This window comes from Brevundimonas sp. AVps23W (assembly GCF_058681395.1).
In genome coordinates this window covers 1624996-1650736 of sequence record NZ_CM178738.1, presented here as the reverse complement: position 1 = coordinate 1650736, position 25741 = coordinate 1624996, and the positions used below count along the sequence as shown (strand labels likewise).

Sequence of the window (25741 nt, the reverse complement as noted above, 5' to 3'; positions counted from 1 at the left end):
AGCCGATACTTTATAACGTTTCAACGGAGTATCACGTGTCCCTGCTTTCGAGCTGCGCCAGCCTGTGCCTGCTGGCCGCCGCCAACGCCGAATCCCCTGCCGTGTTGGAGCCGGCCCTGGAGCCGAGCGAGACCGCGACCGTCGGCGAGATCGTGGTTCTGGGTCGTCGCACGGCCCCGCACGACCGCACCCTGGGCGTCGGCGCGGTGACCGAGCGGATGTCTCCGTCCAGCCGCTCTATCGAAAACGACCTGCTGGACGCCGTGGGCGCCACGCGCCTGTCTGACGCCCTTGAGCTGGTCAGCGGCGTCAGCCAGCAGAACAACCGCGGCGGGGTGATGGACAATTTCGCCATCCGCGGCTTCCTGGGCACGCCCGACGGCGGGGCCGAATATTACGTCGACGGCTTCCTGGCCAACCGGGGCATGGCCCCGCCGCGCGACCCCGCCACGGCCGAGCGAATCGAGGTGCTGAAGGGCCCGGCCGGCGCCCTGTTTGGCGACATCGACCCGGCCGGCCGGATCAATATCGTCTCAAAGACCCCGCGTTTCACTCCCGATGTCGTCTTCACCGGCACGGTCGGCTCCTTCGGTCTGCGGCGTGGCGAGTTGGACGTAACCGGCCCGATCTCGGACACCCTGGCCGGGCGGCTGGTGCTGGCGGGGGAGACCAGCGAGGGCTGGCGCGATCATGTCGGAACGGACCGCACCTCGGTCGCGCCGTCCCTGACCTGGCGGCCCAATGACGCTCTGCGTCTGACCTATGTCGGCGAGTTCACCGTCTTCTCGACCCTGTTCGACCGGGGCATGCCCGCCGTGAACGGCGACGCCCTGGCCCTGCCGGAGTCGAACTACTATGGCGAGCCCAGCGACGGCCCGACGCGGTTCCGCAACGAACGGCACCAGATCACCGGCGAGTACCAGATCAGCGACAACTGGAGCCTGAACGGCGGCGTGGCCTGGCGAGGCGGCTCGCTGAAGGGCCTGTCCAGCGACCATTCGCGCCTGGTCGGCGACACCCTGTGGCGCCAACGCCGGGGCCGCGACTTCACGGTCGAGGACCTGTCGGCCCGTCTGGAACTGAACGGCGTGGTCGCCACCGGCCTGGGCGTTCACAATCTGGGCTTCGGGGTGAAGGCCTATGAGCTGACCTATGGCGAGAAGTGGCTGCGGATCAATCCGACGGCGGCCAATCCCTATCCGATCGACCTGTTCAACCCCGTCTATGGCGCCGTCGCCAGCCCGACGCCCCTGCCCTTCACCGACAATCTGGAAACGCGCGAGGTCGTCACCCTTTACGCCCAGGACATGTGGGAGGTGAACGACCGTCTCAGCCTGGTCGCGGGCCTGCGCTGGGATGACTACAGCCAGACCATCCGCAACAACCGCACCGGCGCCGTGGGCGAGAACAAGGACAGCCCGGTCGATTATCGCTTCGCCGCCCGCTATCGCCTGACCGACGCCCTGACCGCCCACGCCAGCTACGGCGAGTCCTTCGTGCTGAACTCCGGCACGGGCCGGACCGGCGCCGGCTTCGCCCCGGAAGAGGGCAAGGGCTACGAGATCGGCGTGTCGGGCGCCTGGGGGGGGATCGACCTCGCCGCCACCGTCTTCGACATCGAGAAGACCAATATCCTGACCAGCGACCCGGTGGACGCCAACTATCTGGCCCCGGTCGGCAAACTGACTTCGCGCGGGATCGAGCTGGACGGCTCGCTGCGGGTCGGCGAGGCGTGGCAGGTGGTCGCCAACTACGCCTTCACCGACGCCAAGGCCGACGACAGCGCCTTCGCCACCGACAATGTGCTGAACGTGCCCGAACACTCGGGCTCGCTGTTCGTGGTCGGTCGGTTCGCCACGGGTCACGGCACGGACTGGTCGATGACGGCCGGCGCCGCCTACATGGGTGATAGGGCCGCGACCCTGACCACCGACGGGGTGCGTCTGCCGGACTACTGGAAGGCCAAGGCGGCGGTCGAGTACGGGATCACGCCTCAGGTCACAGCGCGGGTCGAGGTCGATAACCTGTTCGACGAGCGCTACGCCGCCAGCTCGTACAGCGCCCTGTGGATCTTCCCCGGCGCCCCGCGCAGCATCCGCGCCTCGCTGCGACTGGCGCTGTAAGGCGGCGCCGGGTCGATCCGATCCCGATCTGATCCAGGGGAGACGCGACCGCCGGATCGCGTCTCCCCGCTCCGCTTCCCGACTGGCGACGCCCGCCGCGCGGGTGGCCGAGGCCGAGACATCAGGTCTCGGAGATGATTGCTTGCCCCCGACAGCAAACGCCCATCAGTATGCCAGCGCGTCCAAAGCCACTGGAAGAGCCTGACGATGATGAAGCCCACGCGCCGATCGATGATGAAACTCGGCGCTGCGGCGGCCGGCCTGGCGCCTGTCTCGGCGCTGGCGGCGCAAGCGCCGGATAGGCGACTGGGCTACGCCATCGTCGGCCTGGGCGGTTATGCGGACGTCATCCTGCCGCGCTTCGCCGAATGCCGCCATTCGCGCGTCACGGCCCTGGTCAGCGGCTCGCCCGAGAAGGCGCGTCGTTACGCCGAGAAATACGGCGTCCCCCAGCGCGGGCTCTACACCTACGAGACCTTCGATACGATCCGCGACAATCCGGACGTGGACATCGTCTATGTGATCCTGCCCAACGGGATGCACCACGAATACACCCTGCGCGCCGCCGCGGCCGGCAAGCACGTCATGTGCGAAAAGCCGATGGCCAATACGGCGGCCGAGGCCGAAGAGATGATCGCGGCCTGCCGGGCGGCCGACCGCAAGCTGATGATCGGCTATCGCTGCCATTTCGAGGCGGCCAATCGCGAGGCGATGCGGATCGCCCGCTCGGGTGAAATCGGCCGCCCCCGCGTCGTCTCCGCCGAGCATGGGTTCACCATCGGCGATCCGACCCAATGGCGGCTGAACCGCGCCCTGGCCGGCGGCGGCTCCCTGATGGACATCGGCATCTACAGCCTCCAGGCCGCGCGCTATCTGACGGGCGAGGAGCCGGTGGAGGTGACGGCGACGGAAACGACCGACCGGTCGGACCCGAAGTTCCGCGAGGTCGAGGACATGATCAATTTCCAGCTTCGTTTTCCCTCGGGCGCCCAGGCCAACTGCGTCTCGTCCTACGGATCGAACCACAACCGTTTCCGCGTGGTCGGCGACAAGGGCTGGGTCGACGCCGAGCCGGCGACGGCCTATTCCGGCAACCGCCTGCGCCGCCTCAAGGACGGACGCGCCGAGGACCACCCCGTTCCGGAAGCGCCGCAGAACCAGTTCTCGGCCCAGCTGGACCATCTGTCACAGTGTGTGATGACCGGCGTCGAGCCCATTGTTCCCGGCGAAGAAGGCCTGCGGGATATGCGGATCATCGAGGCCATCTATCGCTCCGCCCGCGAACGCCGCGCCGTCTCGCTTTGACCCAACCCGACCGCCCCTTCCGGAGATCCGCCTTGCCCCTTTCGCGTCGCCTCGTTCTCGCCGGCGGTGTCGCCGGCGCAGCCGGCCTATCGACCCTGGCGCAGGCGAAGGAGTCGCCTCTCGCCGTCGGCGTCGTGCGCCTGGATCCGGCGCTGGACGGACTGATCGCGCCGGACGCGCAGATCGAGACCCTGGCCTCCGGCTTTACCTGGTCGGAAGGCCCCGTCTGGATCGCCGACGGCGATTATTTGCTGTTCAGCGACGTGCCCGAGAACCGCATCCATCGCTGGTCGGAACAGGACGGCGCCTCGGCCTTCATGGACCCGTCCGGCTATGACGGCCCGGACGCCTCGGGCTTCCGCGAGCCAGGATCGAACGGCCTGATCCTCGGTCCAGCAGGTTCCATCCTGATGGCCGATCACGGCAACCGCGCCGTCGCTCGGGTCGATCTGACCACGCGGGCCAAGACCCTGCTGGCGACGCAATACGAGGGCAAGCGGTTCAACTCGCCGAACGACCTGGTCCAGGCTGCGGACGGCGCGATCTTCTTCACCGATCCACCCTATGGGCTGAAGGACATGGACCAGTCGCCGCTGAAGGAGCAGGCGCACAACGGCGTCTATCGACTGGCCCTCGACGGCGGGGTGACCCTGCTGGTCGCCGACCTGACCTTCCCCAACGGCGTCGCCCTGTCGCCAGATCAGCGCACCCTCTATGTCGCGGTATCGGACCCGGCGCGCGCCGTGCTGATGGCCTATGACCTGACCGCCTCGGACATCGCCGCCAACGGCCGGGTGCTGAAGGACTTCACCGATCTGGTCGGCCCGGCCAATCCCGGCCTGCCCGACGGCATGGTCGTGGACCAGGACGGGCATCTGTTCGTCACCGGGCCGGGCGGGGTCCATGTGCTGGCGGCGGACGGCCGGGCGCTGGGCCTGATCCAGACCGGGGGCGCGGCGGCCAACTGCACCTTCGGCGAGGACGGCCGCACCCTGTTCATCACGGCGGGCGACCGGCTGCTGAAACTGCGCACCCTGACGCGCGGCTGAACGGTCAGGGCGCGGGCGCCAGCGTCCCTTCCAGGCTCAGGGTCGCATCGGCGTTCTCGACGACATTGAGGGCGGTCGCCTGAACCTTGCGCTCCTGCAGGGCCGCAAGCCAGCCGAAGGCGGCCGTCGAGGACACATTGGTCAGGCTGAAGCCCAGGCCGCCGTCCGCCGACATGCCCATGACCGGCGTGAGCCCCGTCATCGACCCGACCTCGGCGACCACGGCCGCAACATCGACGTCGCCCGGCGCGGCGGCGGGAGAAAGGCGACCGCTTGCGGCCTGGACCATCGTCAGGTCCGCCTCGGCGACGACGCGCGCATCGGCGGCATCGGCGCGCCAGGCCCAGACCGGCCGCACGATCAGCAGCCAGACCAGGACGGCGGCGACCGCCAGCCCCATGACCGCCAGCATCCGCTGCTCGCGCAGGGTGCGGCCGTCCCACCAGGCGGCGGCTTGAGACATCAGGCCGTTCATGCGGCTCCTCCGATCACGACTTCACTGACCACCCGACCGCCGTCCTCGACGGTGGAAGCGTCCGACATCGACAGGCCCGCCGCCGCCATGGCGGTGCGCAGGGTCTCCAGATCCGAAAAGGCCGGATAGCTGACGGTGGCGCGCACCCCCTTGGCGGGGTCGGCGCTGAGACTGTCCAGTTCCGCCCCCTCGACCTGCTCCACCGCAGCGAACAGGGCGGCGGCCGCGCCGGCCACGCCGCCGGGCGGCGGGGCGACGGCCAGGCGACGACGCGCCTCCTCGACCGGATCGGCGGCCTGGGCCGCGTCAGGCATGATGTCGGCGATCAGGGCCAGGGTGCGGGCCTCGGTTCGGTCAGCGGCGATCTGATCCCGCGCGCCCGCAGCCACGGCCAGGATCAGGGGCGAGACGACCAGGGCCGCCGCCAGGGCCGCGGCCAGCCGCCAGCCGCCGCGCGCGGCCTCGCGCCGACGCTCGACGCCCGACAACAGATCAATGGCCGGCGCGGCGGCGGCGACGGCCAGCAACCGCTCCAGCGTCTCGCGATCCTCGATGCCGACGACGGCGCGCCCCGCCGCCACCGTCTCGACCAGGTCCGGCTGGACCGTGGCCGCAAACCGCGCGCCGCGCAGGGCGATGTCAGCGCCGAAGGCGGCGGCGTTCAGCCCCTCACTCTCCGGTTCAGGCAGCACCAGACAGTCGGGCACGATGGCCGCCGGCGTGATCCCCAACCCGGCCAGATAGTCGATCCAGGCCTCCAGCAGGCCCGCACCCACGGCGGCGACCAGCCGCGGCCCCTCGCCCGTGACGGGTCCGACCGCCACCACGGTCCGTTCCGGATCCCCGGCCAGATCGTCCTTCAGCGCCCAGCGGGCGGCGGCCCGCACCTGGGCCGCGCCCCCGACCGGCAAGTCCAACCATCGCACCAGGACGTCGGCGCCGGGCGCCACGGCCACGGTGCGGACATCCGGCGTCGTCGCCGCGTCCTCCAGCAGCAGCGACCCGCGCTGGAGCACCCGCCCGTTCACGTCGAACGTCAGGAAGTTGGCCGGCATCGAGGCCGCCGGCGGGATGATGAGAATACGGGTCTGGCTCATTCTTCAGGGGTCCAGCGGCGAATGACGGTGCGCACTGCGCCGTCCGGCGCGGCGTACAACAGGGCGGTGCGGACGGCGCGGGCGCCGCCGTAGTCGACATCGACCCGAAGGTCGAAATAGCGCGTCAGCAGAGAGACTTGCGCTTGGGTTTCCTCATCGGGGGTGAAGTCTTTCAGGGCCGATTGCGCCCAGAAGGCCTCGACGCTGGACCAGCCGGAGACGGGCCGGGCGGCGATGGCGGCGCGGGCGGTCTGCAAACCAATCTCCCCTTCGCTCAGCATGACCAGCAGGGGCGCCTGGCCCTCGGTCAGGGTGTTGGGGTTCAGCGGAGCCTGGGCGGTCGCCGGCAGGGCGCAGACATGGGGCCGCAGCCGCCGGTACAGGTCGGCGTCGACGCCTGCGACCGCCCGCATCTCGCTGACGTCGGCCAGCATGACCCCGCCGGTGCGATAGGGCGTGGCCAGACCGGCGTAACGCGCGTCCTCCGCTCCGCCGGCAGAGGCTGCGGCGTCATTGTCCATCCAGTCGGTCAGGGCGGCGGCGGCGGCGGACATTCGGGCGCGCGACAGGCCCAGCGCCGTCCCCAGGGCGATGAACTGGGTCGTCCCCTCGGGCCGGGCGAACAGATCCTCGCCCTGGCCATAGACCAGGGAATTCAGGTTGAAACAGTTCTGACCGTCGGTCACGATCGCACGGATCGCCCCCTCCTCGACCGGAAATTCCATCACCCGACCGTTCCAGCGCGGCTCCAGCGGCGTGCGAGCCCCGTCGGCCTCGAGCAGGTCCGCGATCTGGCGCCGCGCCAGGCTCTCGGCGCCGGCGGCGTACCACTGGGCCTGAGCCTGGGTCTCGGCGTTTGTCGTGCGGCGCACCGAGAAGCGGACGTCGTCCAGAATGGCGACCGCCACCACCGCCATCACCGCCACCAGCAGCAGGACGGTCAACAGGGCCATGCCCTCGCGCGACGCCCGTCCCCTGTTCATGCCGAGGCCACCAGGAACAGCTGCTCAAGCCGCCCGACGCCGTCCAGCGTCATGACGATGCGCACGGCGTCCGGCAGGGGCCGGTCGCTGGTCGAGATGAAGGCCTGGGCCTCGGACCCGTTCTGGATGAAGGTGACGACGGCTTCCTTGACCCCCCGGCACAGCACCTGTGGCGGCCCGGCGCGGGCGCCGTCCAGATAGGGCGAGACGCGCCGCTCCAACCGCCCGTCTACCACCCGGTATTCGACCCGCTGCAACGACGGCCGCGCCGCCTCGCTCGGATTGGACCAGCCGTTGCGGACCAGGGTCAGGATCGGATCGCCCGGCGTCTGCTGCCCCATCAGCGCGCGCGGCAGGGGGCGACCGGTCGGCGCGCGCGTGCGACGCGGCGCGGCCTGGGCCAGGTCGGCCTTCAGCAGGGCCCGCATCCGCTGGATGTCGCCGACCCGGTCCGTCTCGGCCCGCACGGCGAACCGGGTGTCTATGGTCTGGCTCAGCATCAGGGCCCCGGCGCCGGCCAGCACGGCGAATATGGCCAGCGAGACCAGCACCTCGACCAGGGTGAAGCCCCCCCGCCTCATGATCCCCCGCCTCATGATGCGGCCGCCCGAAACAGGACGCGGTCCGCCACCTGGCCCTCGTCGGTAGAGACTCGCACGTCGATCCGCCCCATGCCGGCGACTTCGGTCCCGGTGACGACCCGGCGCCAGCTCCAGACGCGCCCCGCCATCTCGACCTCTCCGGCGGTTTCCCCGACCGGCAGGCTGGGCGCGATCATGGCTTCCGCCGCGACGTTCTCGGCCACCACCCCGCCCAGGGTGCGAGCCTCGACGCGCGCCGCCGACCGGGTGCTCTCGCCCGACAGGTTCAGCAGAGCCATAGCCGCCAGGGCGAAGACCGCCAGGGCCACCAGCATTTCGATTAGGGTGAATCCAGCTCTCTTTTTGGAGCTACCGCTCGCCGCGCGGCGGCTCGCTGCTTGAGCTCGGATTTCATCAACCATTGATCGACACCTCGCCCGCGCCGTCGACCGCCACTGTGCGGGACTGGTTGTCGCGGGTCAGGCGCACCTTCGCCGGGTCGGCGATCCCGGTGGGATCGAAGACGATACGCACAGGATCGGCGGGCGCAGCGACGCCCTCTCCCCAGGTCCGGGCGACGAAAACGCCGGTCAACGGCGTCCAGGCCGCGCCGTCGAAGCTGGCGAATCCGTAGCCTGCGGCGTCTGCCTCTACCGCCACCGGACGGTTGGTCAGGATCGCCTCTTCACGGGCGCGCGACAGACGCGCAGCAAACTGTTCCGCCTCCACCCCCACGGCTGGACGAGGATCAGGCATAGACAAGACCACGGCCCCGGCCGCCAGGCCGATGACCGTGATCGTCACCATCAGCTCGACGAGCGTAAAACCCGCTCGTCTTTTGGCGCTATCGCTCGCCGCGCGGCGGCTCGCTGCTTGAGCGCGGCTAGCCCTGCCAGTTGCCGAGGTCCGCGTCATTGCCCTCGCCCCCTTCCTTGCCGTCCGCTCCGAAAGAGAAGACGTCGAACTGCTGGCCGTGCGCGCTCTGGCGACGATAGCGGTAGGGGTTGCCCCACGGATCTTCGGGCAGGCGACGCACATAGCCGCTCTGGCGATAGCGTTCCGGCTGGGCCATGCCGGCGGGCGCGGCGACCAGGGCTTGCAGCCCCTGCTGGTCAGTGGGGAAGTTCAGATTGTCCAGGCGATAGGTTTCGACCGCCTGTTCCAGAACCGAGATGTCCGCCTTGGCCTTGCCGACCATGGCCCGGTCCTGGCTGGGCAGGACATTCAGCGCCACCACCGTCGCCAACAGGCCGATGATGACGATGACCACCATCAGCTCGACCAGGGTGAAACCCTGACGTTTGCGTCGCTTGTTCTGATTTTCTGACGTCATGACTAAACTCTCCTCACCCCATGGCCAGGGTGTTGATCTGAAGAATGGGCAGCAGGATCGACAGAATGATCATCGCCACCACCCCGCCCATAACCACGATGATGGCCGGCTCCAGCAGGCTCAGCATCACGGCGGTAAAGGTCGCGAACTCGCGTTCCAGATAGTCGGCGGCGCGCTCCAGCATCGGCTCCAGCCGGCCGCTGCTTTCGCCCGAGGCGGTCATATAGACCAGCAGCGGGGGGAAGACGTCGGCGCGGCGCATGGCGGCCGACAGCCCCCCGCCTTCGCGCACCGCCTCGCTCATGGATTCCGTCGCCTTACGCAGCGCCATGTTGGACACGGTGCGGGCGGTGATGGTCAGACCTTCCAGCACCGGCAGACCGGCGGCGATCATGGTCGATAAGGTCCGCGCCATACGGGCACCGTGCAGGTCGCGGGTCAGGCGACCGACGACCGGCAACCGCAGCATCGCCTGGTCGATCCGCAGGCGGATTTCGGGTCGGCGTCGCGCGACTACGCCTGCGGCGATCAGGCCGGCCAGCAGGATCAGGAACAGCCAGCCCCAGTTCCGCATCATGTCCGACACCCCGATCACCAGCCGCGTCAGCAGCGGCAGGGTCTGGTTCATGCTTTCGAACTGATCGACCACCTTAGGCACGACGAAGGTCATCAGAATGGCGATCACGCCCAGGGCCACGACGGCCAAGACGCTGGGATAGACGACGGCGGTGATCACCTTGCCGCGCACCTGCTGGTCCCGTTCAAGCCCGTCGGCGAGGCGTTCCAGGATCGGCTGCAAGGCGCCCGACTGTTCCCCAGCCGAGACCATGGCGCGGTACAGCGGCGGAAAGGCCTGGCCCTGGAGCGCCATGGCGTCCGACAGACGCCGCCCCTCCATCACGCCCGCATGGACCCCTTCCAGCACCCGCCGCACCACCGGCCGGTCGGCCTGAAGCGCCAGGGTCCGCAGAGCCTCTTCCATCGGCGACACCGAAATCAGCGTCGCCAGCTGTCGCGTCGTCAGGGCCAGGGTCTTGGCGTTCAGCCGGTCGCCCCGGCCGGAGCCGGTCGCCCGCTCTGCACGCGGCGCGATCCGCGCCGGCGTCAGTTCCAGCGGCATCAGCCGCCGCTTCTTCAGTCGCCCCCGCGCCGCCGTCTCGTCCGGCGCGGTGACGGCGCCGGACACGGTGCGACCCGCCGCATCCACGGCCACATAGTCGAAGGCCGCCATCAGGCCGCCTCCGCCGGGTCGGTCGCCGTTTCCTGTCGGGCGACGCGCACCGCCTCCTCGACCGAAGTCACGCCGTCCAGCACCAGGGCGCGGGCACGGTCGGTCAAGGTTCCGCCTTTGTCGAAGGCGGCGGCGACCACCGCGTCCTCGTCCGCCTCGGCCGCAATCAGACGCCGCACGCGATCGTCGATCTTCAGCACCTCATAAAGCCCGACCCGACCGACATACCCGGTATTGCCGCAATGTGCGCAGCCGTGCGGACGCCAGACCTGCACACCCGCCTTGGCGCCGACCAGCTTGGCCGTCTTCTTGTCGGCGATCTCGGGCGTGCGGCAGTGGTCGCACAGCCGGCGCACCAGCCGCTGGGCCACGATCAGCCGCAGGGTCGAGGCCAGCAGGAAGGGCTCCACCCCCATGTCCCGCAGCCGCGTCACCGCCCCCGCCGCGTCGTTCGTGTGAACGGTGGACAGCACAAGATGGCCGGTCAGGGCGGCCTGAACCGCGACCCCCGCCGTCTCCACGTCGCGGATTTCACCCACCATGACCACATCCGGATCCTGGCGCAGGATGGCCCGAAGGCCCGCCGCAAAGGTCATGCCGACCTTGGTGTTGACCTGGGTCTGGCCCACGCCGTCGATGGCGTATTCGACCGGGTCCTCGACCGTCAGAATATTACGGGTCTGGTCGTTCAGCAGGGCCAGGCCCGCGTACAGGCTGGTGGTCTTGCCGGACCCCGTCGGCCCGGTGACCAGGATGATGCCGTTCGGCTCGGCCAGGGCGGCGCGGAAGGCGGCCAGGGCGTCGGGCGCCATGCCCAGACGATCCAGGGTCAGGCCCGCCTGATCCTTGTCCAGAATCCGCATCACCACCCGTTCGCCGCCGCGCGACGGCAAGGTCGAGACCCGAACGTCCAGGGTCTTTCCGCCTAGGGCCAGCGGGATGCGCCCGTCCTGCGGCACCCGCTTCTCGGCGATGTCCAGCCGCGCCATGACCTTGATCCGCGACACCAGAAGCGGCGCGATACGGGGGTTCAGGCTCAGGGCCTCTCGCAGCACCCCGTCGATGCGCATCCGCACCAGCAGCGCGCTCTCATAGGTCTCAAGGTGGATGTCCGAGGCGCCGGTCCGTACCGCTTCGGCGATGATCCCGTTGATCAGCCGGATCACCGGCGCGTCATCGGCCGTGTCCAGCAGGTCGGCCGCCGCCGGGATATCGTCGATCAGACTGTCCAGCCCCGCCGGCATGTCCAGATCCTCGCCGTCCGCCGCCCCGAGATGGTCGCCGGCATAGATCTCGGACAATTGCCGGTCGAAGGCGGCCTGGGCCAGCGGCTCGATCACCAGGGGCCTTCCCAGCACCCGCCGCGCCTCGATCAGCCCCTTGGGGTCCGCTCCCTCGCGCAGCCCCACACGCGCCACATCGCCGGCGTCCAGCAGCAGGACGCCGTGCCGCTTGGCGAACCCATAGGGCAGGCTGGGGCTGACCAGGGTAATCATGGGATCAGTTCCCGGTCGGCGGCAGGGGCGCGGCCTCGACCGGGGCGACCGGAGCGATCACGCCGGTCGGTGCGATCACCATGGCCTCGCCCGTCGCCGGGGCGGCCGGCGCCTGGGTCCGCATATAGTCCCGCACCAGGCCGTCCAGGCTGGGCTCGCGATCAGGCTGCACCGCCTGCTGCTGGTCGCGCATATAGCCCCAGCGGTCGGCGGCCAAGCCTTGAGCCTCCTCGCGAGTGCGGATGATGGTGGGGCGCAGGAAGACCATCAGATTGGTCCGCGTCCGCTGCCGGCTGTTCGAGCGGAACAGGGCGCCGACGCCCGGAAGGTCGCCGAGCCCGGGGACCTTGTCGGTCTGGACGATGTCGTTCTGGTCCAGCAGTCCGCTGGCGACCGCGATGTCGCCGTCATCGACCACCAGGGTCGTCTGCAGTTCCCGCTTGTCGAACACCAGGTCCGTCGTGCTGCTGGTCAGCCCGCCGTTGATGGCCGACACCTCCTGGCGCAGCGTCAGGGTGATCGAACCGCCCGCATTGATCTGGGGCCTGACCGTCAGCCGCACGCCGATGTCCTTGCGGTCGGTCGTGGTGAAGGGGTTCGAATTGCCGTCCAGCAGGGTCTGGCCCGTCGTGATCGGCACCTCTTGCCCGACCAGGAAGGTGGCCTCTTCATTATCCAGCGTCATGACCGACGGAGTCTGAAGCAGGTTGGAGCCCTTGTCGGTCTTGGCCGCATTGATGATGAAGCCGAACAGGCCGCCGCCCACCTCGACCGCGCCGCCGCCGACGAAGCCATTGGCGCCGGACAGGCTGTTCGCGGCCTGGGTTTGCAGTTGTTCCCGAAGCGAGTCGTCCTCGTCCAGCTCCTCCGCATAGGCGCCGCCCGCGATGCTCACCAGCGGGGTCGCATTATCGGTATAGTTGGTCAGGCCGACGCCGTTCTCGCCGCCGTAATACCATTGGACGCCCAGTTCGTGCACGGCGTCGTCGCTCAGCTCGACCACGATGGCCTCGATCAGCACCTGCTGGCGGCGCACGTCCAGCCGCCGAATGACATCCGCCAGGGTCCTTTGCATGTCGGCCGGCCCGGCGATGACCAGGGCGTTGGCGCCGGGGAAGCGGGCGATGGTGGCGCGCTGCCCCGTGGCCGTGACGGTGGACGAACCTATCGCGCCGCTCCCGGCGTCCGCGCCGCCCAGGCTGGCGGCGGAGCGAGACACGCCGCTGGATGCGCCGGTCGTCGATCCGGTCGGGGCGGTGTGCAGGCCCTGGCTCGTGCTGTTCGAAGCCGTCACGGGCTGGCCCACCACCTGCTGCAACACCGGCAGCAACTGCTCGGCGTTGGCGTGTTCCAGGAAGATGACATTGACGTCCTGGTTGGCGCGCGAGCGGGTGTCCAGGTCGTGGATCAGGCCGCGCACCCGCGCCAGGGCCTGGCCGTCGCCGCGCAGGACGACGGAGTTCGAGCTTTCGACCGCCGTGATCGTGACCATCCCCTGCCCGCCCCCGCCGGGCGCGGCCATCACCTGTTGCAACACCCCGGCGATCTCGCGCGCCGAGGCGTTCTCCAGCGCCACCACCTCATAGCTGGACCGATCCACGTCGATCCGCCCGATCAGCGAGCGGATCCGCGCCAGATTGTCCGAGAAGTCGGCCACCACCACGCTGTTGGCGCCGGGATTGGCCAGGACCTGGCCCTGGGCGCCGACCAGCGGCCGGATGGTTTCGGCGGCGGACGCCGCGTCGATGTTGCGCAGTTGGAAGACCTCGGTCGAGAACCGCTCGGCCCCGACCGTCGACGGCCCCTGGGCGGCGCCCTGGGCCGGACTGATGCGATAGGCGCCCGACTGGGTCGGCGTGACCACCAGGCCGTTGGCCCGCAGGGTGGACAGGAAGACTTCGAACAGCTGGGTGCGGCCCAGCGGTCGGTCGCTGGTCACCGTCACGGTCCCGGTCACGGCCGGATCGACGATGAAGGTGCGGCCCGTGGTGCGGGCCACGTCCTGGATGAAGGCGCGGATGTCGGCGCCCTGGACGTTCAGGGTCTGGCGCGCTTCCTGCGCCAGGACAGGCGCAGCGGCCAGCGGGGCCTGCACCGACAGGACGGCGGCGAGGGCGCCGACGCCGGAGCGCTTCAGGCGATTGCGCAGAGAGGCGGTCATGGACGCGTCCTTATGGTGGTGGTGCGCGTCTCGCCCGCGCGCTCATATTGGATTTCGGCAGACGGGGCGCTGGCCAGCTGGCCGCGCAAGGCGCCTATGGCCTGGGGGCTGTTCAGCGCCACGCCGTTGACGGAAAGAATGACGTCGCCCGATTGAAGCCCCGCGCTGCGCAGCTCTGACGCATTGCCGGCTGACGAGACGGTGAAGCCGTTGACGCCAAGCCCCTGAATGCGCGGCCGCAGCGACGCCTGCGCCATCAGCCTTTGCGGATCGACGACGGCGGCTTGACCCGACGCCGGAGCGGGGGCCGGCGGACCCACCACCTGGGGCGTAGCGGGCGGCGGCGGCGGCGCGGCGGCCCCGGCCGGCGCATCGGAAAACTCAAGACGGCTCACGGACTGGCCCCGCGCCAGGGTCACGAAGTCCGGCCCGACGCTCTGCAAGACCAGACCAGGCTCGACCTCCTCGCCGACGCCGACCGAGATCTGACGCCCATCCGCCAGGCCGATGATGGCCGAGCCGCCGCCGACCCCGCCCGAGCGAACGCCAAACAGCCGCATCTGGCTGGCGTCCGCGCCCGAGGCGCCGGCCAGCGCCCCCTGCCCTCCGGTCCGGAAGAAGGCGTCGAAGCGCGACAATATGCTCAGATCGACGGCGGGAGCCGGACGCGCGGCTGCGGCGGTTGAGGGGTTCGGCGACGGTGCGACGAACAGCCAGACGAGCCGCCCGGCCTGCACCAGCAGCAACAGGATCAGCACGCCTTCGACGAGGCGGCGCAGCGGCAGTCGACGCAAGCGGTCGGTCGCTGAGGTGACGTTAAAACTACGGAAAGCCGCGATCACGACGCCATGCCTGTTCCGGCCCCCACTCGGCCATGGCGCGATCTAGACTAATCGTCCGTATGCGGGCCGCACCGAAGTGTGAAGACACAAAGAACATGTCGTGACAGTCACGACCTGTACGGAGCAATCCGAAACGAAAACGACCGGAAGGCCGAAGCCTTCCGGTCGCAATGCGTCGGCTGTTTCTGAAATCAGAAGCGGGCGGTAAGGCTGACCGAGGCGCTCTGGCCCAGGTCGTAGTTGTTGACCCGGATCTTGTTTCCCAGCTCCTGATATTCGTCGAAGTCGGTCCCCAGCAGGTTCCGCAGCTCCAGGGAGAAGCCCAGGTCGCGAGCCCTGACGGTGAAGTCCTTGCGATAGACGAAGTCGAGGAAGACGCCCGGATCCTGGATGAAATCGGGCTCGCGGCTGGAACCGGTGCCGGCGCCGCGCGCGGTGATACGGTCGCTGACATAGTTGACGATAATCGTCGCCTGGGACCGGGCCGTGTCGTCTTCCCAGCCCAGTTGCAGGTTGGCGACATGGTCCGACTGGCCTTGCAGACGGCTGCCGTCCTGGATGAAGAAGGCCGCGTCTTCCGGCGAACCCGCCCCGCCCAGGGTCATGACGGTGTCGCCGTCGTCCACCTTCACCTCGGAGTCCGAGTAGGTGTAGTTGGCCTGCACCAGCCAGCGCTTGTTGGCGATGAAGGACAGGGTCTGGTCGGGGAACTCGAAGTACTTCTTCACCTCGACCTCGGCGCCCATGATGGTCGCCTTGGGCGCGTTCAGGAACGATTGCTGACGCTGGTTGCCGACATTGACGATGACGGACTCAACCGGCTTGTCCATGTCCTTGTAGAAGACGCCGGCGGTGATGAACTGCTGGCGGGCGAAATACCATTCGTACCGCGCGTCCAGGTTCAACAGTTCGGTGTCCACCAAATAGGGGTTGCCGATGAAGATGCGATCGCTTTCCGGGTCCGTGTAGGACTGAGGCGCCAGTTCGCGGAACTGGGGACGACCGATGGTCTTGGACACGCCGAAGCGCAGTTGCTGATCCTCGGCGAAGTTCCAGGTCGCCGTCAGCGAAGGCAGCCAATACTGCTCTTCGATCTCGGTGGCTTGGTAGGTCGAGGTCCCGCCGAACACGTCGCGCGGCGTGACGCTCTGCTCGCCGTCCTCGAAACGCACGCCGACGGTGGTGCGGACCAGCGGGATGATTTCCGCATCGACCATGGCGTAGGCGGCGTTGACCTGCAGTTCGGCGTCATAAGCGCTGGCGCCGTTGCCGCCCGCGATTTCGCGCAGCTGCAGCGTGGTCGAGTTGATGTTGTAATCCGAGAACAGATAGTCGATGCGCGAGTAGCGCTGATCGTCCGTCAGGCTATTGACGGCCTCGAACTGCAGATCGTGACGCGTGGCTTCACGATTGTTGTCCAGGGTGGCGACGCCGGCGCTGATGACGGCTTCCCGCGCCGAGGACAGAGGCAGGGTATAGGCCACGTCCACGCCGCCGGACACGATGTCGTCGTCCAGTTCGCTGAACGAGATCAGATTGCCCTGGACGTTGTGGATGTACTCGCCATCTGCATCGACGCCGTATTGGAAGCGCGACTCATAGGGCGCGTCCCGCGAGGTCTTGGCATAGGCGGCGCGCCAGTCGATCTCGAGCGATCCGTCCATAAACTGATGTTCGCCGGCCAGCTGGCTGCTCCACAGCTGGCGCACGAACCACTCGGTATAGTCATTGCGGATCACGCTGCCGCCGGCGTCGAAGTCCGGACCGGCGACCGAGCGGGCCTCCTTGGTCGTATTACGGACGTAGAGGTTGGTCCACTTGACCTCGTGGTCGGCGTTCGACAGCGACAGGCCGCCGAGGAAGTTCAGGCGGATGTCGTTCTGGTTCGACTCGACGTCGTAGGACGAAGCGACCTCCAGGACTTCGCCCTGGAACTGACCTTCTTCCTGAACGCCGTGACGCGCGCGCCAGCTGTTGTCGTAACCGGCCACCGCAATCAGGCCTAGGGTGCCGATTCCGGTATCCTGTGAAAATCCGCCGGCCAGTTCGACACCACCGTCGATCGGCGTTTTTTCACGTTGCAGCAGGCGCAGGGGCGCGTTCACCAGAGACTGCCCCATGGCCTGAAGCTGGTCGGCGGTGAAGTTGGCGCTGTTGATCTGCTTGCCCTGGTTGAAGGCGATGGCGATGGCGCCGGGCACTTCGCGGGTGTCGTCGTCAAAACCGGTGAAGTCGGTGCGCGATCCGTAATAGATCAGGCCTTCCTTGCCGGTGGATTCAGTATTGCCGCCCAGCGACAGCTTCATGTTGAAGAAGGGCTGGTTGGGCGCGTCGATGGTATGCAGGTCGATGACGCCGCCGCCGAACTCGCCGGGGAAGTCGGCCGAATAGGTCTTCTGAACCGTCACGCCGTCCAGGATGCTGGAGGGGAACAGGTCCAGGGGCACGACCCGTTGCAGCGGCTCAGGGCTGGGCAGCGGCGAACCGTTCAGCAGGGCCGACGAATAGCGCTCGCCCAGGCCGCGAACATAGATGAAACGGCCCTCGACGATCGACAGGCCGGTGACGCGGGTCAGGGCGGCGGCGGCGTTGCTGTCGCCGGTGCGCTCCAGGTCCTCGGACGTCAGGAAGGCCGCAACTTCGGCGCTTTCGCGATTGGGTTCGGGAATATAGCGCCCCAGAACCACGATCTCGCCGACGTCGGTCGCCTGTTCCTCGACCTGTTCGGCCGGGGTCTGCGTGGTCGGGGCCGTCGAGGTCGTCTGGGCGAACGCCAAACCGGGTGCAATCAGCGCACTGGTGGCGAGAAGGACCCCGCTCAGGGTCAGAGTAAGTCTATTCATGGTCTGCGCCTTGAAGGGGTCAGGAAACGCGAAGAACCGGCGGCGACCCTTGGGCCGCCGCCGGCGCAGTCGTCTTCAGCAGGTCGAGCCGGAGGTCAGGCCGCAGGTCCAGCCCTGCCACCAAGTGTCGGAGGCGTTCTGCACGGCGCCGATGTAGGTCACGCTGTCGAAGTAGCTGTAGACCGTCTTCGGATCGACCGCCGTCACGGCGTTCTCGTTGGCGCCGTTGATGAACGCCAGGTTCTGGTTGGTGATCGTCGTACCCGAGGCCGGAGCCGTCAGGGTCGAGGTTCCCGCCGCCGTCACATTGGTGTTGCGGGCGTTGGTGAACACCGCCGTCGAACGCGTGATGTTGGCCGGACGGTAGGAGACCGAGCAGGACATGTAGATCGAGCGCAGCGACGGCGTCGAGCCGCCGTCGAAGCTCGTCTGCGTATCCACGTCGGCGATGTCGAAGCAGCCGGCGACCGAACCCGTTGTCGAGGTGGCGACGATGTTGATCAGGTTCGGGTTGGTACCGGTGTCGAAGTGCATGACCGTGTGAGCGTCGGTCGGGGCGTTACGACCAACCAGTGTCCAGTTGGCGATCTTCGGCTGCGACAGGTAGCGCGACAGATAGGCCGTCGAGGTCGGGGCGGACGAGAACTCGAAGCCGGCAGAACGGCTGGTGGAGTTCGGCGCACGCTGGGTCACGATGCCGAACTGGGCGCCGCCGCGCCAGCCGGTGTCGGTATCCAGACCATCGTCGTCGGCGCCGTTGATGACGATATGCTTCAGGTTGGCGTTGCCGCCGAAGATCTCGATGCCGTCGTCCGAGCTGTTGTACGACTGGATATATTCCAGGGTCGTACCCGAACCGACGCCGCCCAGGGTCAGGGCCTGAAGCTCATTGCCGGTCGCGATTTCGAAGCCGGAGTACTTGATCTGAACGTAGCGCAGACGACCCGAGTTGTCGGCCGCAGTGTTACCACCGAAGTAGGCGTTGGTGCCCTCGATCTGGCCAGTGCAGGTGACCGGCGCGGTCAGCTGGCAGTTGGCTGCGGGCGCGCGGCCGGCGATCACGATGCCGCCCCACTGACCTTGCGAAGTCGAGGTGGCCGTGCCTTCGATGTCCTGGCGGCTGGTGAAGATGATCGGGTTGGTCGCGGTGCCTTCAGCGAAAATCTGCGAGCCGCGGTTGACCAGCAGATAGTCGCCGCCGTTGAAGGCGAAGATCTTCACGCCGGGATCGATCGTCAGAATGCCCTGCGTACCCGTCGTGGAGCCCGCAGCGACGCCGCCGTCGGTGCCGACTTCGGTGCGGCCGCTGATGGCGTAGATGGTGCCGTCGCGGACTGCCAGGCTCAGGTTGCCCAGAACCTGTTGCGGCAGCTGGCAGACGCGCAGGGTGCCGTTAGCGATGGTGCCGACGTTGGTCAGGCCCGTCGGGCAGTCGGCGGCGGGGGTGCCGGTCGTCGGCGTGGTCGGGGTGGTCGGCGTGGAGCCGCCGTCGCCGAAATCGCCCTCGCCGGGCGAGGCAACCTCGGCCGAGCCGCAGGCGGCGAGCGCGAGGGCGCTGGCCGCCGTCACGAGAAGGGTCTTGAGCTGAAGGCCGGTCATCGTCAGTCCACCGTGTCTGGTCAAAGAGCTATGACAGGGGACGGCCGAGCTCATGCCCGGCCGCGATGACGTGTACGTCCCTCCTGCCCAACTTCAGTCATAGTCTGCCCGTGTGACGGCGCTTGCGCCCTAAGGTGAAGGTTCGGCGGAGGTTTTGCGGACAATTCACATCCGTTTTGCGATATTTGGTCCGTCACCAAATCAGTTTCGCTGCCGCTCAGTAAACGCCCTCACGCGCCAGCACGGCCGGTATGGTGCGCAGGATCAGCGCCAGATAGGTTCGGACCGTCAGATTGCGGACCAGCCACATGTCCATGGCCACCCGACGCGGATATGAAACATCATTGCGCCCCGACACCTGCCATAGGCCCGTCAGACCCGGCCGCACCGCGCAATAGGCGACGAAGCGACGTCCATAGAGCGGCGCCTCATCCGCCACGATGGGTCTTGGTCCGACCAAGGACATGTCCCCGACCAGCACATTGATCAGTTGCGGCAGCTCGTCCAGGCTGGACAAACGCAGGAACCGACCCAAGGGCGTCACGCGCGGATCATGGCGCAGCTTGCGGCGCTCGGCCCATTCCCCATCCGCCAGCTGGGCGAGGCGCGCCTCGGCGTCCGTCGTCATGGAGCGGAACTTCAGACAGGCGAACGACCGCCCGTCACGCCCGATCCTCTGCTGGCGAAACAGCGCAGGCCCACCGTCCTGCGCCCGCACCGCAACGGCGATCAGCAGCAGGGTCGGCAGGAAGAACAGCAGCCCCGCCGACGCCGCCAGAATGTCCATCAGCCGGATAAGGCCGCGCCTCCCGCGCGTTGAACCGCGCACTGCCGGCTCGTCCGCCACTATGCTGCGCAGCACGGCCTCAACGGTCGTCATTTTCGCTCTCCCCCGCCGGAGAATATTCCTTAAGGTTGCGTTATATGCAACCCGGCGAGGCATGACCGATGCACTTGGCGGCCCTCGGTTTGTTGACCATCACGAACAACCTATCATAGGTTGCATAGTGCGCCCTGAAGACCGCAAACCCCCACGCCGTCCGTCGCTACGACTGGTCGAGCCCCCGCCGGCGGAACCCCGCTGGTCGGGCCGTCGCTCGGTCGCCGTCATGATCGGGCTGGGCGCGGTGCTCTGGCTATTGGTGGCGGCGGCAGGATGGCTGCTGGCCCGCGCCTTCGCCTGACCCGGTCTTCGCCCGATCAGTCGCCGTTCCACCAGCCCAGGCTGACAGGCAGTCTCCGGCCATCAACCGTCACCCCCCCGGTGATCACCGGCGTCTGGTCGCCCAGATTGCGACGCCCGGTAGCCAGGGCGCCGACGTCGATGCGGGCCTCCAGCCTCGCCTCCCGTCCGCCCGGCGCGACCGCGACCAGGGTCAGCCGCTCATCGGACAGCGAATAGGCGCGCGGCGTGAACACGACGGCGCCGTCCGGCCCGTTCAGGGTCAGGATCAGCGGCGACGCCTCGCGCCGTCCGCCCTCCCAGGCCTCTAACGCCGCCGCCTGTCCGATGAACAGGCTCTCGACCCCCCAGGCCTCTCCCGTCTCAGCCACGGGACGATAGTCGCCGGAGATGTCTCCCTCCAACCGGTGGCGGAAATCAGCCTCCCGCGCGGGCGCCGACGCCGGCGCCTCCGGCCTCGCCTCACGCCGCTCGCAGCCGGCCAGGGCCGCCATCCCGATCAGAATGGGAACAACAAGACGACGCATCACCGATCCAGCGACCGATCCAGGGCGCGGAAGCCGGCGATGGCCAGTTCCGTCGCCGAGGTGAAGGCCTCCGGCTTGATCCGCTCCAAGTCATCGGTCGGGCGGTGATAATCCGGGTGATAGTCCACGCCCATATAGAGGAAGGGCACCCCCTTGTCGTGGAAGGCGCCGTGGTCCGACGCCGAGACCCAGTTGTTCTCCCCCTCGTCCTGCGGCGTATCCTTGCCGAAGGCGAAACTGACCGACCCCATCGCCGGCAAGGGCTCAAGGATCGGGCGCAGGTTCGGGTGCTGATAGGTGCCCGTGACCCACAGATGGCCGTCCGTCTCGGCCCGCGCCGTCATGTCGAAGTTCAGGTTCAGGGCGATGGACGAGAGGGGTACGGGCGGCGCCTTGACGAACTCGCGCGCGCCCAGCAGCCCCCGCTCCTCCCCGTCAAACGCGACCAGCAGCACACTATGCTCCGGCGCCTGGGCCTTCAGCCGCTTGGCCAGCTCCAGCATGGTCGCCACGCCCGAGGCGTTGTCGTCGGCCCCGTTGTAGATCTGTCCGCCGTAGGTTCCGACGTGGTCATAATGGGCGCTGACCACAATATAGCGGTCGCCCACACGGGTTCCAGGGATGACGCCCAGCACATTGGCCCCGCGATAGGTGACCGGCCCCTGCGGCGATGGCCCCGTCCCCTCGAACCATTGCAACCGCCCGAAGCCCGCCGGCGCCACGCCCAGGGCCTCCAGCCGCGACACCACATAGGCCCGCGCCCGCTCCCCGCCCGGTGTTCCGGTTCCCCGTCCTTCCATATCGTCCGCCGACAGGATCCGCACATCGTCCAGCAGCTGGCCGTATTCAGCGGAGATGACGGGCGCGGGCGGCGGGGGGCTGATCGGCTCGACACATCCGCTCAGGGCCAGGGCGGCGCATCCGCCGAGCAGAAGGGATCGGACGGCGGCAGGCGGCATGAACGACTCCATCAATAACGATTCAGCCTAGCGCGCGGATCGTCTCGCGTCAGCCCGTGGTAATGAGACCCCGACATGTCCAGCGCGATTCCCCCCTTCCCGCCCGTCGAAGACCTGACCGCCGAAACCGCGGCCGAAGCCCTGGCCTGGCTGGCCGCCGAAATGGCCCGCCACGACGCCCTCTATAATGAGGCGGCGCCCGAGATTTCCGACGCGGACTACGACGCCCTGCGCGCCCGCAATCTGGAGATCGAGACCGCCTTCCCCGATCTTATCCGCCCCGACTCCCCATCGAACAAGGTCGGCGCCGTCGCCTCCAGCCAGTTCGCCGAGGTCCGCCACGGCGTGCCCATGCTGTCCCTGGACAACGCCTTCGACGAGGGCGAGGTGCGCGACTTCGTGGCCCGCATCGCCCGTTTCCTGAAACTGCCCGCCGACGAACCCATCGCCTTCGTCGCCGAACCCAAGATCGACGGCCTGTCCGCCAACCTCCTCTATGTGGACGGCCGCCTGACCATCGGCGCCACGCGCGGCGACGGCCGTTCCGGCGAGGACGTCACCGCCAATCTGAACACCATCGCCGATGTGAAACAGACTTTAGCCGGCGACGACTGGCCCGACCGGATCGAGATCCGGGGCGAGGTCTACGCCCCCAACGACGCCTTCGCCGCCTTTAACGCCGCCGCCGAGGCCGAGGGCCGCCGCACCTACGCCAACCCCCGCAATTTCGCCGCCGGCTCCCTGCGCCAGAAGGACGCCCGGATCACGGGCAAACGCCCGCTGAACTTCTTCGCCTACGCCTGGGGCGAACACTCCAGCGACTTCGCCGAAACCCAGTGGGAGGCCCTGCAAAAGCTCAAGGCCTGGGGCTTCCCCGTCAACGCCCGCTCGCGCCGGGTCGAGGGCGCCGAAGGCCTGATCGAAGTCTATCGCGAGCTGGAACGTGACCGCGCGACCCTGGGCTATGACATCGACGGCGTGGTCTACAAGGTGGACCGCCTGGATTGGCAGCGCCGCCTGGGCTTCGTCGCCCGCAGCCCCCGCTGGGCCATCGCCCACAAATTCACGGCGCAACAGGCGACCACGGTGCTGGAGGGGATCGACATCCAGGTCGGCCGCACCGGCGCCCTGACCCCCGTCGCCCGTCTGCATCCGGTCACGGTCGGCGGCGTCGTGGTCAGGAACGCCACCCTGCATAATGAAGACGAGATCGAACGTCTGGACGTCCGCATCGGCGACACGGTCACCCTGCAACGCGCCGGCGACGTCATCCCCCAGATCCTGGGCGTGGTCCCGGACCTGCGCCCCGCCGACGCCGTCCCCTATGTCTTCCCCGACAAATGCCCGGTCTGCGGCTCAGAAGCCGTGCGCGAGGGCGACGAGGTCAAGCGCCGCTGCACCGGCGGCCTGATCTGCGACGCCCAGATCGTCGAACGGCTGAAGCATTTCGTCGGCCGCCGCGCCTTCGACATCGAGGGTCTGGGCGAGAAACAATTGGTCGCCTTCAATGCGCGCGGCTGGATCAAGGAACCCGCCGACATCTTCCGCCTGGCGCGCGACGCGGCGCGGCTGAAGGAACTGGAACGCGACGACGGCTATGGCGAGACCAGTATCCGCAACCTGATCGCCGGCATCGACGCCCGTCGCGTCATCTCGCTGGACCGCTTCCTGTTCGGCCTGGGCATCCGCGACATCGGCGAACAGACCTCCATCGTCCTGGCCCGCGCCTTCGAGAGCTGGCCCGCGCTGAAGGCCGCCTGCCTCCAGGCCGCTTCGCGCGTGCCGTCCGACGCCTGGACCGCCCTGGCCGCCGCCCACGCCATATCGCCCCGCGTCCTGGCCCTGATGGCCGAGGCGACGCCCCCCGCCGCCGATCCCTGGCCCGAGGCGACCATGGATATGAAGATCAGCCAGGCCTTCCCCGGCATGGCCGCCCCCGCTCGCCGTTCGCTGGCGACGATGGTTCAGGACTGGTCCGGCCTGATCGAACTGGCCCGAGTGGCGCGCGAGGAAGGCCCGTCCGAAATCCTGAACCAGATCGCCGGCGTCACCGGCGTCGGCCCCGTCGCCGCCCTCGCCCTGGCCCACTTCTTCCACGAGCCCCACAATCTCCAGGTCGTCGCCGCGCTCGAGGCCGAACTGACCCAGATCCTCGACGCCGAACGGCCCAAGTCCGACACCCCGGTCGCCGGCAAGACCGTCGTCTTCACCGGCGCCCTGGAACGCTTCACCCGCGACGAAGCCAAGGCCCGCGCCGAAAGCCTGGGCGCCAAGGTCTCAGGCTCCGTCTCCAAAAAGACCGACTACCTGGTCGCCGGCCCCGGCGCCGGCTCCAAGCTGAAGGACGCCGAGAAACACGGAGTAACTGTCTTGACCGAGGACGAATGGTTAGCGCTCATAGCGCAACCATAAGGACACTTTCATGCGCGCCGTCGCCATCGACTTCGAGACCGCCAATGAGACGCGGGCGAGCCCATGCTCTATCGGCTTGGCCTGGGTCAACGAAGGACGCATCGACGAGATCGAACACCACTACATCCGCCCGCCCGGTATGCGATTTTCTAGCTGGAATATCGCCTTTCACGGCATTGGTCCGGATCATGTGAAAGATGCCGACGAGTTTCCTGGCGTGCTCGAAAAGCTTATGCCCCGACTGCAAGGGCGAACCGTCTTGGCGCACAACGCGGCATTCGACATGAGCGTCATCCGCAGCACGTGTGATGTATACGGTCTTCCTTATCCAGAGTTCGACTACCTCTGCACGGTCAAGATCGCGCAGCAGAGTTGGCCGATGCTCGGTTCGGCCAAACTAAATGATGTCTGCAATCACCTCGGGATCACCTTCCAGCACCACGACGCGGCGCAGGATGCTTACGCTTGCGCCTCGGTCGCGCTGGCAGCGATCCAAGCGACCGGTGCACAATGCCTCGTCAGCTTGGCCGAGCTGACGTCGATCACCGCTGGCCGCCTGAATGCCGACCACTATTGGCCGTGTTCTTCGCCCTATCGACCCCGCCCTAAAGCTGCTGCGCCCTCTCGGCCCTCGGCCTTTGCCTCAAGGGCAGAGACTACGTCGTCCCCCATCACCGGCTTAACCCTGGTCTTCACCGGCGCCCTGGAACGCTTCACCCGCGACGAAGCCAAGGCCCGCGCCGAAAGCCTGGGCGCCAAGGTCTCGGGCTCCGTCTCCAAAAAGACCGACTACCTCGTCGCCGGCCCCGGCGCCGGCTCCAAGCTGAAGGATGCCGAAAAGCACGGAGTAACTGTCTTGACCGAGGACGAGTGGCTGGCCTTGATCGGCTAGCCGCGCAGCGTCGCCAGGGCGGCGGGATAGCGGCGTGACAGGGGCGCATTGACCGCCCCCAGTTCCACGGTCCAGTCGCCCGAGCCATCGGGCTGCAGGCCGGTGACGCGCTCTGAATTGACCAGCCAAGAGCGATGGACGCGCACGAAGCCGAACCGCGACAGTTCGGCCTCGACCGCCGCCAGGGTCGCGCGCATCAGCGGACGCCGCCCGTCCGCCAGCAGGAACTCGACATAGTTCCCCGCCGAACTGACCGCCAGAATGTCGGCCAGGGGCGCGCGGATGATGCGGGCGCCGTCGCGGATGTCGAAACTGACCGGCCGCACCGGTTCGTCTCGCCGCCGTCGCAGATAGCCGACCATCCAGAAGACGCCGACGAACAGCGCATAACCCAGCAGATCCTTGCGCATCTCGTAGATGAAGCGCTCGCCGAACTCGTAAGGGCCGTCCGCCCAAAGGTCGTAGGCCATTTTCCGCAGGATCACGAAGCCGGCCACGTGCAGAGCCGAATAGGCCACAAACCCAACGGCGTGAACGCTCAGGAACGCGGCCTTGGGCCGCCATCCCGCCGCCAGCACCTGATCCGGCGGCGCTGCGGCGGTCGTCAACCAGGGAATCCACAGTAGAAGAAAGAGAGCGACCGCACTGGA

Annotated in this window: 22 protein-coding genes and 2 pseudogenes; 7 read left to right on the top strand and 17 right to left on the bottom strand. The window is 68.1% G+C overall.

Translation table 11 applies throughout. From position 1 onward, the window contains the following. The first annotated feature begins 35 nt into the window (after nt 1-35). The 3 genes from ACW177_RS08120 (at nt 36) to ACW177_RS08110 (ending at nt 4477) form a co-directional block, all read left to right on the top strand. Nucleotides 36-2123, top strand: a complete 2088-nt coding sequence (locus ACW177_RS08120; RefSeq protein ID WP_492025226.1) for a TonB-dependent siderophore receptor — start codon at nt 36-38, stop codon at nt 2121-2123. Between the two features lie 207 nt (nt 2124-2330). Next, nucleotides 2331-3428, top strand: a complete 1098-nt coding sequence (locus tag ACW177_RS08115; RefSeq protein ID WP_492025225.1) for a Gfo/Idh/MocA family protein — start codon at nt 2331-2333, stop codon at nt 3426-3428. A gap of 32 nt (nt 3429-3460) precedes the next feature. Further along, the gene (locus ACW177_RS08110; protein ID WP_492025224.1) at nt 3461-4477 is read left to right on the top strand and encodes an SMP-30/gluconolactonase/LRE family protein; all 1017 of its coding nucleotides are present in this window, start codon (nt 3461-3463) and stop codon (nt 4475-4477) included. Nucleotides 4478-4481: 4 nt separating this feature from the next. Here ACW177_RS08110 and ACW177_RS08105 read toward each other — a convergent pair whose 3' ends face one another. The 14 genes from ACW177_RS08105 to ACW177_RS08040 all read right to left on the bottom strand — a co-directional run bounded on the left by ACW177_RS08105 (nt 4482) and on the right by ACW177_RS08040 (nt 19998). Continuing rightward, entirely contained in the window at nt 4482-4952 is a 471-nt protein-coding gene (locus tag ACW177_RS08105; protein ID WP_492025223.1) for a type II secretion system protein M, read from the bottom strand. After that, the gene (gene gspL, locus ACW177_RS08100) at nt 4949-6049 is read right to left on the bottom strand and encodes a type II secretion system protein GspL (protein ID WP_492025222.1); all 1101 of its coding nucleotides are present in this window, start codon (nt 6047-6049) and stop codon (nt 4949-4951) included. Before gspL ends, ACW177_RS08105 begins: the two co-directional genes overlap by 4 nt. Continuing rightward, nucleotides 6046-7032 (bottom strand): type II secretion system minor pseudopilin GspK, encoded by a 987-nt coding sequence (gene gspK, locus ACW177_RS08095; protein ID WP_492025221.1) that lies wholly within the window; start codon nt 7030-7032, stop codon nt 6046-6048. The genes gspL and gspK overlap by 4 nt, the downstream gene beginning before the upstream one ends. Beyond that, nucleotides 7029-7613 carry a type II secretion system minor pseudopilin GspJ gene (gene gspJ / locus ACW177_RS08090; protein ID WP_492025220.1) on the bottom strand — a complete coding sequence of 195 codons (585 nt, stop codon included), beginning with the start codon at nt 7611-7613 and terminating at the stop codon, nt 7029-7031. Before gspJ ends, gspK begins: the two co-directional genes overlap by 4 nt. Nucleotides 7614-7624: 11 nt before the next feature. Beyond that, complete coding sequence (gspI, locus tag ACW177_RS08085) at nt 7625-7948, bottom strand: type II secretion system minor pseudopilin GspI (protein WP_492025219.1); 324 nt, start codon at nt 7946-7948, stop codon at nt 7625-7627. Nucleotides 7949-8027: 79 nt separating this feature from the next. After that, a complete protein-coding gene (locus ACW177_RS08080; RefSeq protein ID WP_492025218.1) occupies nt 8028-8420 on the bottom strand; it encodes a GspH/FimT family pseudopilin in 393 nt (130 codons plus the stop codon). 76 nt (nt 8421-8496) lie between these two features. Then, on the bottom strand, nt 8497-8946 hold the full coding sequence (gene gspG / locus ACW177_RS08075; protein WP_492025217.1) for a type II secretion system major pseudopilin GspG: 450 nt from the start codon (nt 8944-8946) through the stop codon (nt 8497-8499). Nucleotides 8947-8959: 13 nt separating this feature from the next. Beyond that, nucleotides 8960-10177, bottom strand: coding sequence for a type II secretion system inner membrane protein GspF (gene gspF, locus ACW177_RS08070; protein WP_492028046.1), 1218 nt, complete (start codon nt 10175-10177; stop codon nt 8960-8962). Beyond that, on the bottom strand, nt 10177-11673 hold the full coding sequence (gspE, locus tag ACW177_RS08065; RefSeq protein WP_492028045.1) for a type II secretion system ATPase GspE: 1497 nt from the start codon (nt 11671-11673) through the stop codon (nt 10177-10179). Before gspE ends, gspF begins: the two co-directional genes overlap by 1 nt. Before the next feature lie 4 nt (nt 11674-11677). Next, nucleotides 11678-13834, bottom strand: a complete 2157-nt coding sequence (gene gspD, locus ACW177_RS08060) for a type II secretion system secretin GspD (RefSeq protein WP_492028044.1) — start codon at nt 13832-13834, stop codon at nt 11678-11680. Continuing rightward, entirely contained in the window at nt 13831-14628 is a 798-nt protein-coding gene (locus tag ACW177_RS08055; protein ID WP_492028043.1) for a type II secretion system protein N, read from the bottom strand. The genes gspD and ACW177_RS08055 overlap by 4 nt, the downstream gene beginning before the upstream one ends. 239 nt (nt 14629-14867) lie before the next feature. After that, nucleotides 14868-17519: a TonB-dependent receptor domain-containing protein gene (locus ACW177_RS08050; RefSeq protein WP_492028042.1), complete on the bottom strand. Its 2652-nt coding sequence runs from the start codon at nt 17517-17519 to the stop codon at nt 14868-14870. A 75-nt stretch (nt 17520-17594) separates the two neighbouring features. After that, on the bottom strand, nt 17595-19118 hold the full coding sequence (locus ACW177_RS08045; protein ID WP_492028041.1) for a beta-helix domain-containing protein: 1524 nt from the start codon (nt 19116-19118) through the stop codon (nt 17595-17597). A gap of 217 nt (nt 19119-19335) precedes the next feature. After that, entirely contained in the window at nt 19336-19998 is a 663-nt protein-coding gene (locus ACW177_RS08040) for a sugar transferase (protein ID WP_492028040.1), read from the bottom strand. Nucleotides 19999-20125: 127 nt separating this feature from the next. Here ACW177_RS08040 and ACW177_RS08035 point away from each other — a divergent pair, with 127 nt between their 5' ends. Further along, a complete protein-coding gene (locus tag ACW177_RS08035; RefSeq protein WP_492028039.1) occupies nt 20126-20302 on the top strand; it encodes a hypothetical protein in 177 nt (58 codons plus the stop codon). 16 nt (nt 20303-20318) lie between these two features. Here the strand turns inward: ACW177_RS08035 and ACW177_RS08030 are convergent, their stop codons facing one another. After that, nucleotides 20319-20828 (bottom strand): hypothetical protein, encoded by a 510-nt coding sequence (locus ACW177_RS08030; RefSeq protein ID WP_492028038.1) that lies wholly within the window; start codon nt 20826-20828, stop codon nt 20319-20321. Continuing rightward, nucleotides 20828-21787: a M28 family peptidase gene (locus ACW177_RS08025; protein WP_492028037.1), complete on the bottom strand. Its 960-nt coding sequence runs from the start codon at nt 21785-21787 to the stop codon at nt 20828-20830. Before ACW177_RS08025 ends, ACW177_RS08030 begins: the two co-directional genes overlap by 1 nt. Nucleotides 21788-21862: 75 nt before the next feature. Between ACW177_RS08025 and ligA the strand changes: the two genes are divergently transcribed. The 3 genes and pseudogenes from ligA to ACW177_RS08010 form a co-directional block, all read left to right on the top strand. Then, nucleotides 21863-24199, top strand: a complete 2337-nt coding sequence (gene ligA / locus ACW177_RS08020) for an NAD-dependent DNA ligase LigA (protein WP_492028036.1) — start codon at nt 21863-21865, stop codon at nt 24197-24199. A 10-nt stretch (nt 24200-24209) separates the two neighbouring features. Continuing rightward, nucleotides 24210-24617: pseudogene (locus ACW177_RS08015) on the top strand (3'-5' exonuclease); the annotation flags it as partial. A gap of 255 nt (nt 24618-24872) precedes the next feature. Beyond that, a pseudogene (locus tag ACW177_RS08010) lies at nt 24873-25091 on the top strand (BRCT domain-containing protein); the annotation flags it as partial. On the opposite strand, the gene ACW177_RS08005 reads toward ACW177_RS08010, so the two are convergent. Continuing rightward, on the bottom strand, nt 25088-25699 hold the full coding sequence (locus tag ACW177_RS08005) for a LytTR family DNA-binding domain-containing protein (protein ID WP_492028035.1): 612 nt from the start codon (nt 25697-25699) through the stop codon (nt 25088-25090). The pseudogene ACW177_RS08010 and the gene ACW177_RS08005 overlap by 4 nt on opposite strands. Nucleotides 25700-25741 lie beyond the last annotated feature (42 nt).

Excerpts from the sequence above, each read along its gene's own strand:
- ACW177_RS08025 (WP_492028037.1), bottom strand. The coding sequence starts at position 21,787 with ATGCCGCCTGCCGCCGTCCGATCCCTTCTGCTCGGCGGATGCGCCGCC.
- gspD (WP_492028044.1), bottom strand. The coding sequence starts at position 13,834 with ATGACCGCCTCTCTGCGCAATCGCCTGAAGCGCTCCGGCGTCGGCGCC.
- gspJ (WP_492025220.1), bottom strand. The coding sequence starts at position 7,613 with ATGAGGCGGGGGGGCTTCACCCTGGTCGAGGTGCTGGTCTCGCTGGCC.
- ACW177_RS08115 (WP_492025225.1), top strand. The coding sequence starts at position 2,331 with ATGATGAAGCCCACGCGCCGATCGATGATGAAACTCGGCGCTGCGGCG.
- ligA (WP_492028036.1), top strand. The coding sequence starts at position 21,863 with ATGTCCAGCGCGATTCCCCCCTTCCCGCCCGTCGAAGACCTGACCGCC.
- gspG (WP_492025217.1), bottom strand. The coding sequence starts at position 8,946 with ATGACGTCAGAAAATCAGAACAAGCGACGCAAACGTCAGGGTTTCACC.
- ACW177_RS08040 (WP_492028040.1), bottom strand. The coding sequence starts at position 19,998 with ATGACGACCGTTGAGGCCGTGCTGCGCAGCATAGTGGCGGACGAGCCG.
- ACW177_RS08030 (WP_492028038.1), bottom strand. The coding sequence starts at position 20,828 with ATGCGTCGTCTTGTTGTTCCCATTCTGATCGGGATGGCGGCCCTGGCC.
- ACW177_RS08045 (WP_492028041.1), bottom strand. The coding sequence starts at position 19,118 with ATGACCGGCCTTCAGCTCAAGACCCTTCTCGTGACGGCGGCCAGCGCC.
- ACW177_RS08050 (WP_492028042.1), bottom strand. The coding sequence starts at position 17,519 with ATGAATAGACTTACTCTGACCCTGAGCGGGGTCCTTCTCGCCACCAGT.
- gspK (WP_492025221.1), bottom strand. The coding sequence starts at position 7,032 with ATGAACAGGGGACGGGCGTCGCGCGAGGGCATGGCCCTGTTGACCGTC.
- gspE (WP_492028045.1), bottom strand. The coding sequence starts at position 11,673 with ATGATTACCCTGGTCAGCCCCAGCCTGCCCTATGGGTTCGCCAAGCGG.
- gspF (WP_492028046.1), bottom strand. The coding sequence starts at position 10,177 with ATGGCGGCCTTCGACTATGTGGCCGTGGATGCGGCGGGTCGCACCGTG.
- ACW177_RS08105 (WP_492025223.1), bottom strand. The coding sequence starts at position 4,952 with ATGAACGGCCTGATGTCTCAAGCCGCCGCCTGGTGGGACGGCCGCACC.
- gspI (WP_492025219.1), bottom strand. The coding sequence starts at position 7,948 with ATGCTGGTGGCCCTGGCGGTCTTCGCCCTGGCGGCTATGGCTCTGCTG.
- ACW177_RS08080 (WP_492025218.1), bottom strand. The coding sequence starts at position 8,420 with ATGGTGACGATCACGGTCATCGGCCTGGCGGCCGGGGCCGTGGTCTTG.
- gspL (WP_492025222.1), bottom strand. The coding sequence starts at position 6,049 with ATGAGCCAGACCCGTATTCTCATCATCCCGCCGGCGGCCTCGATGCCG.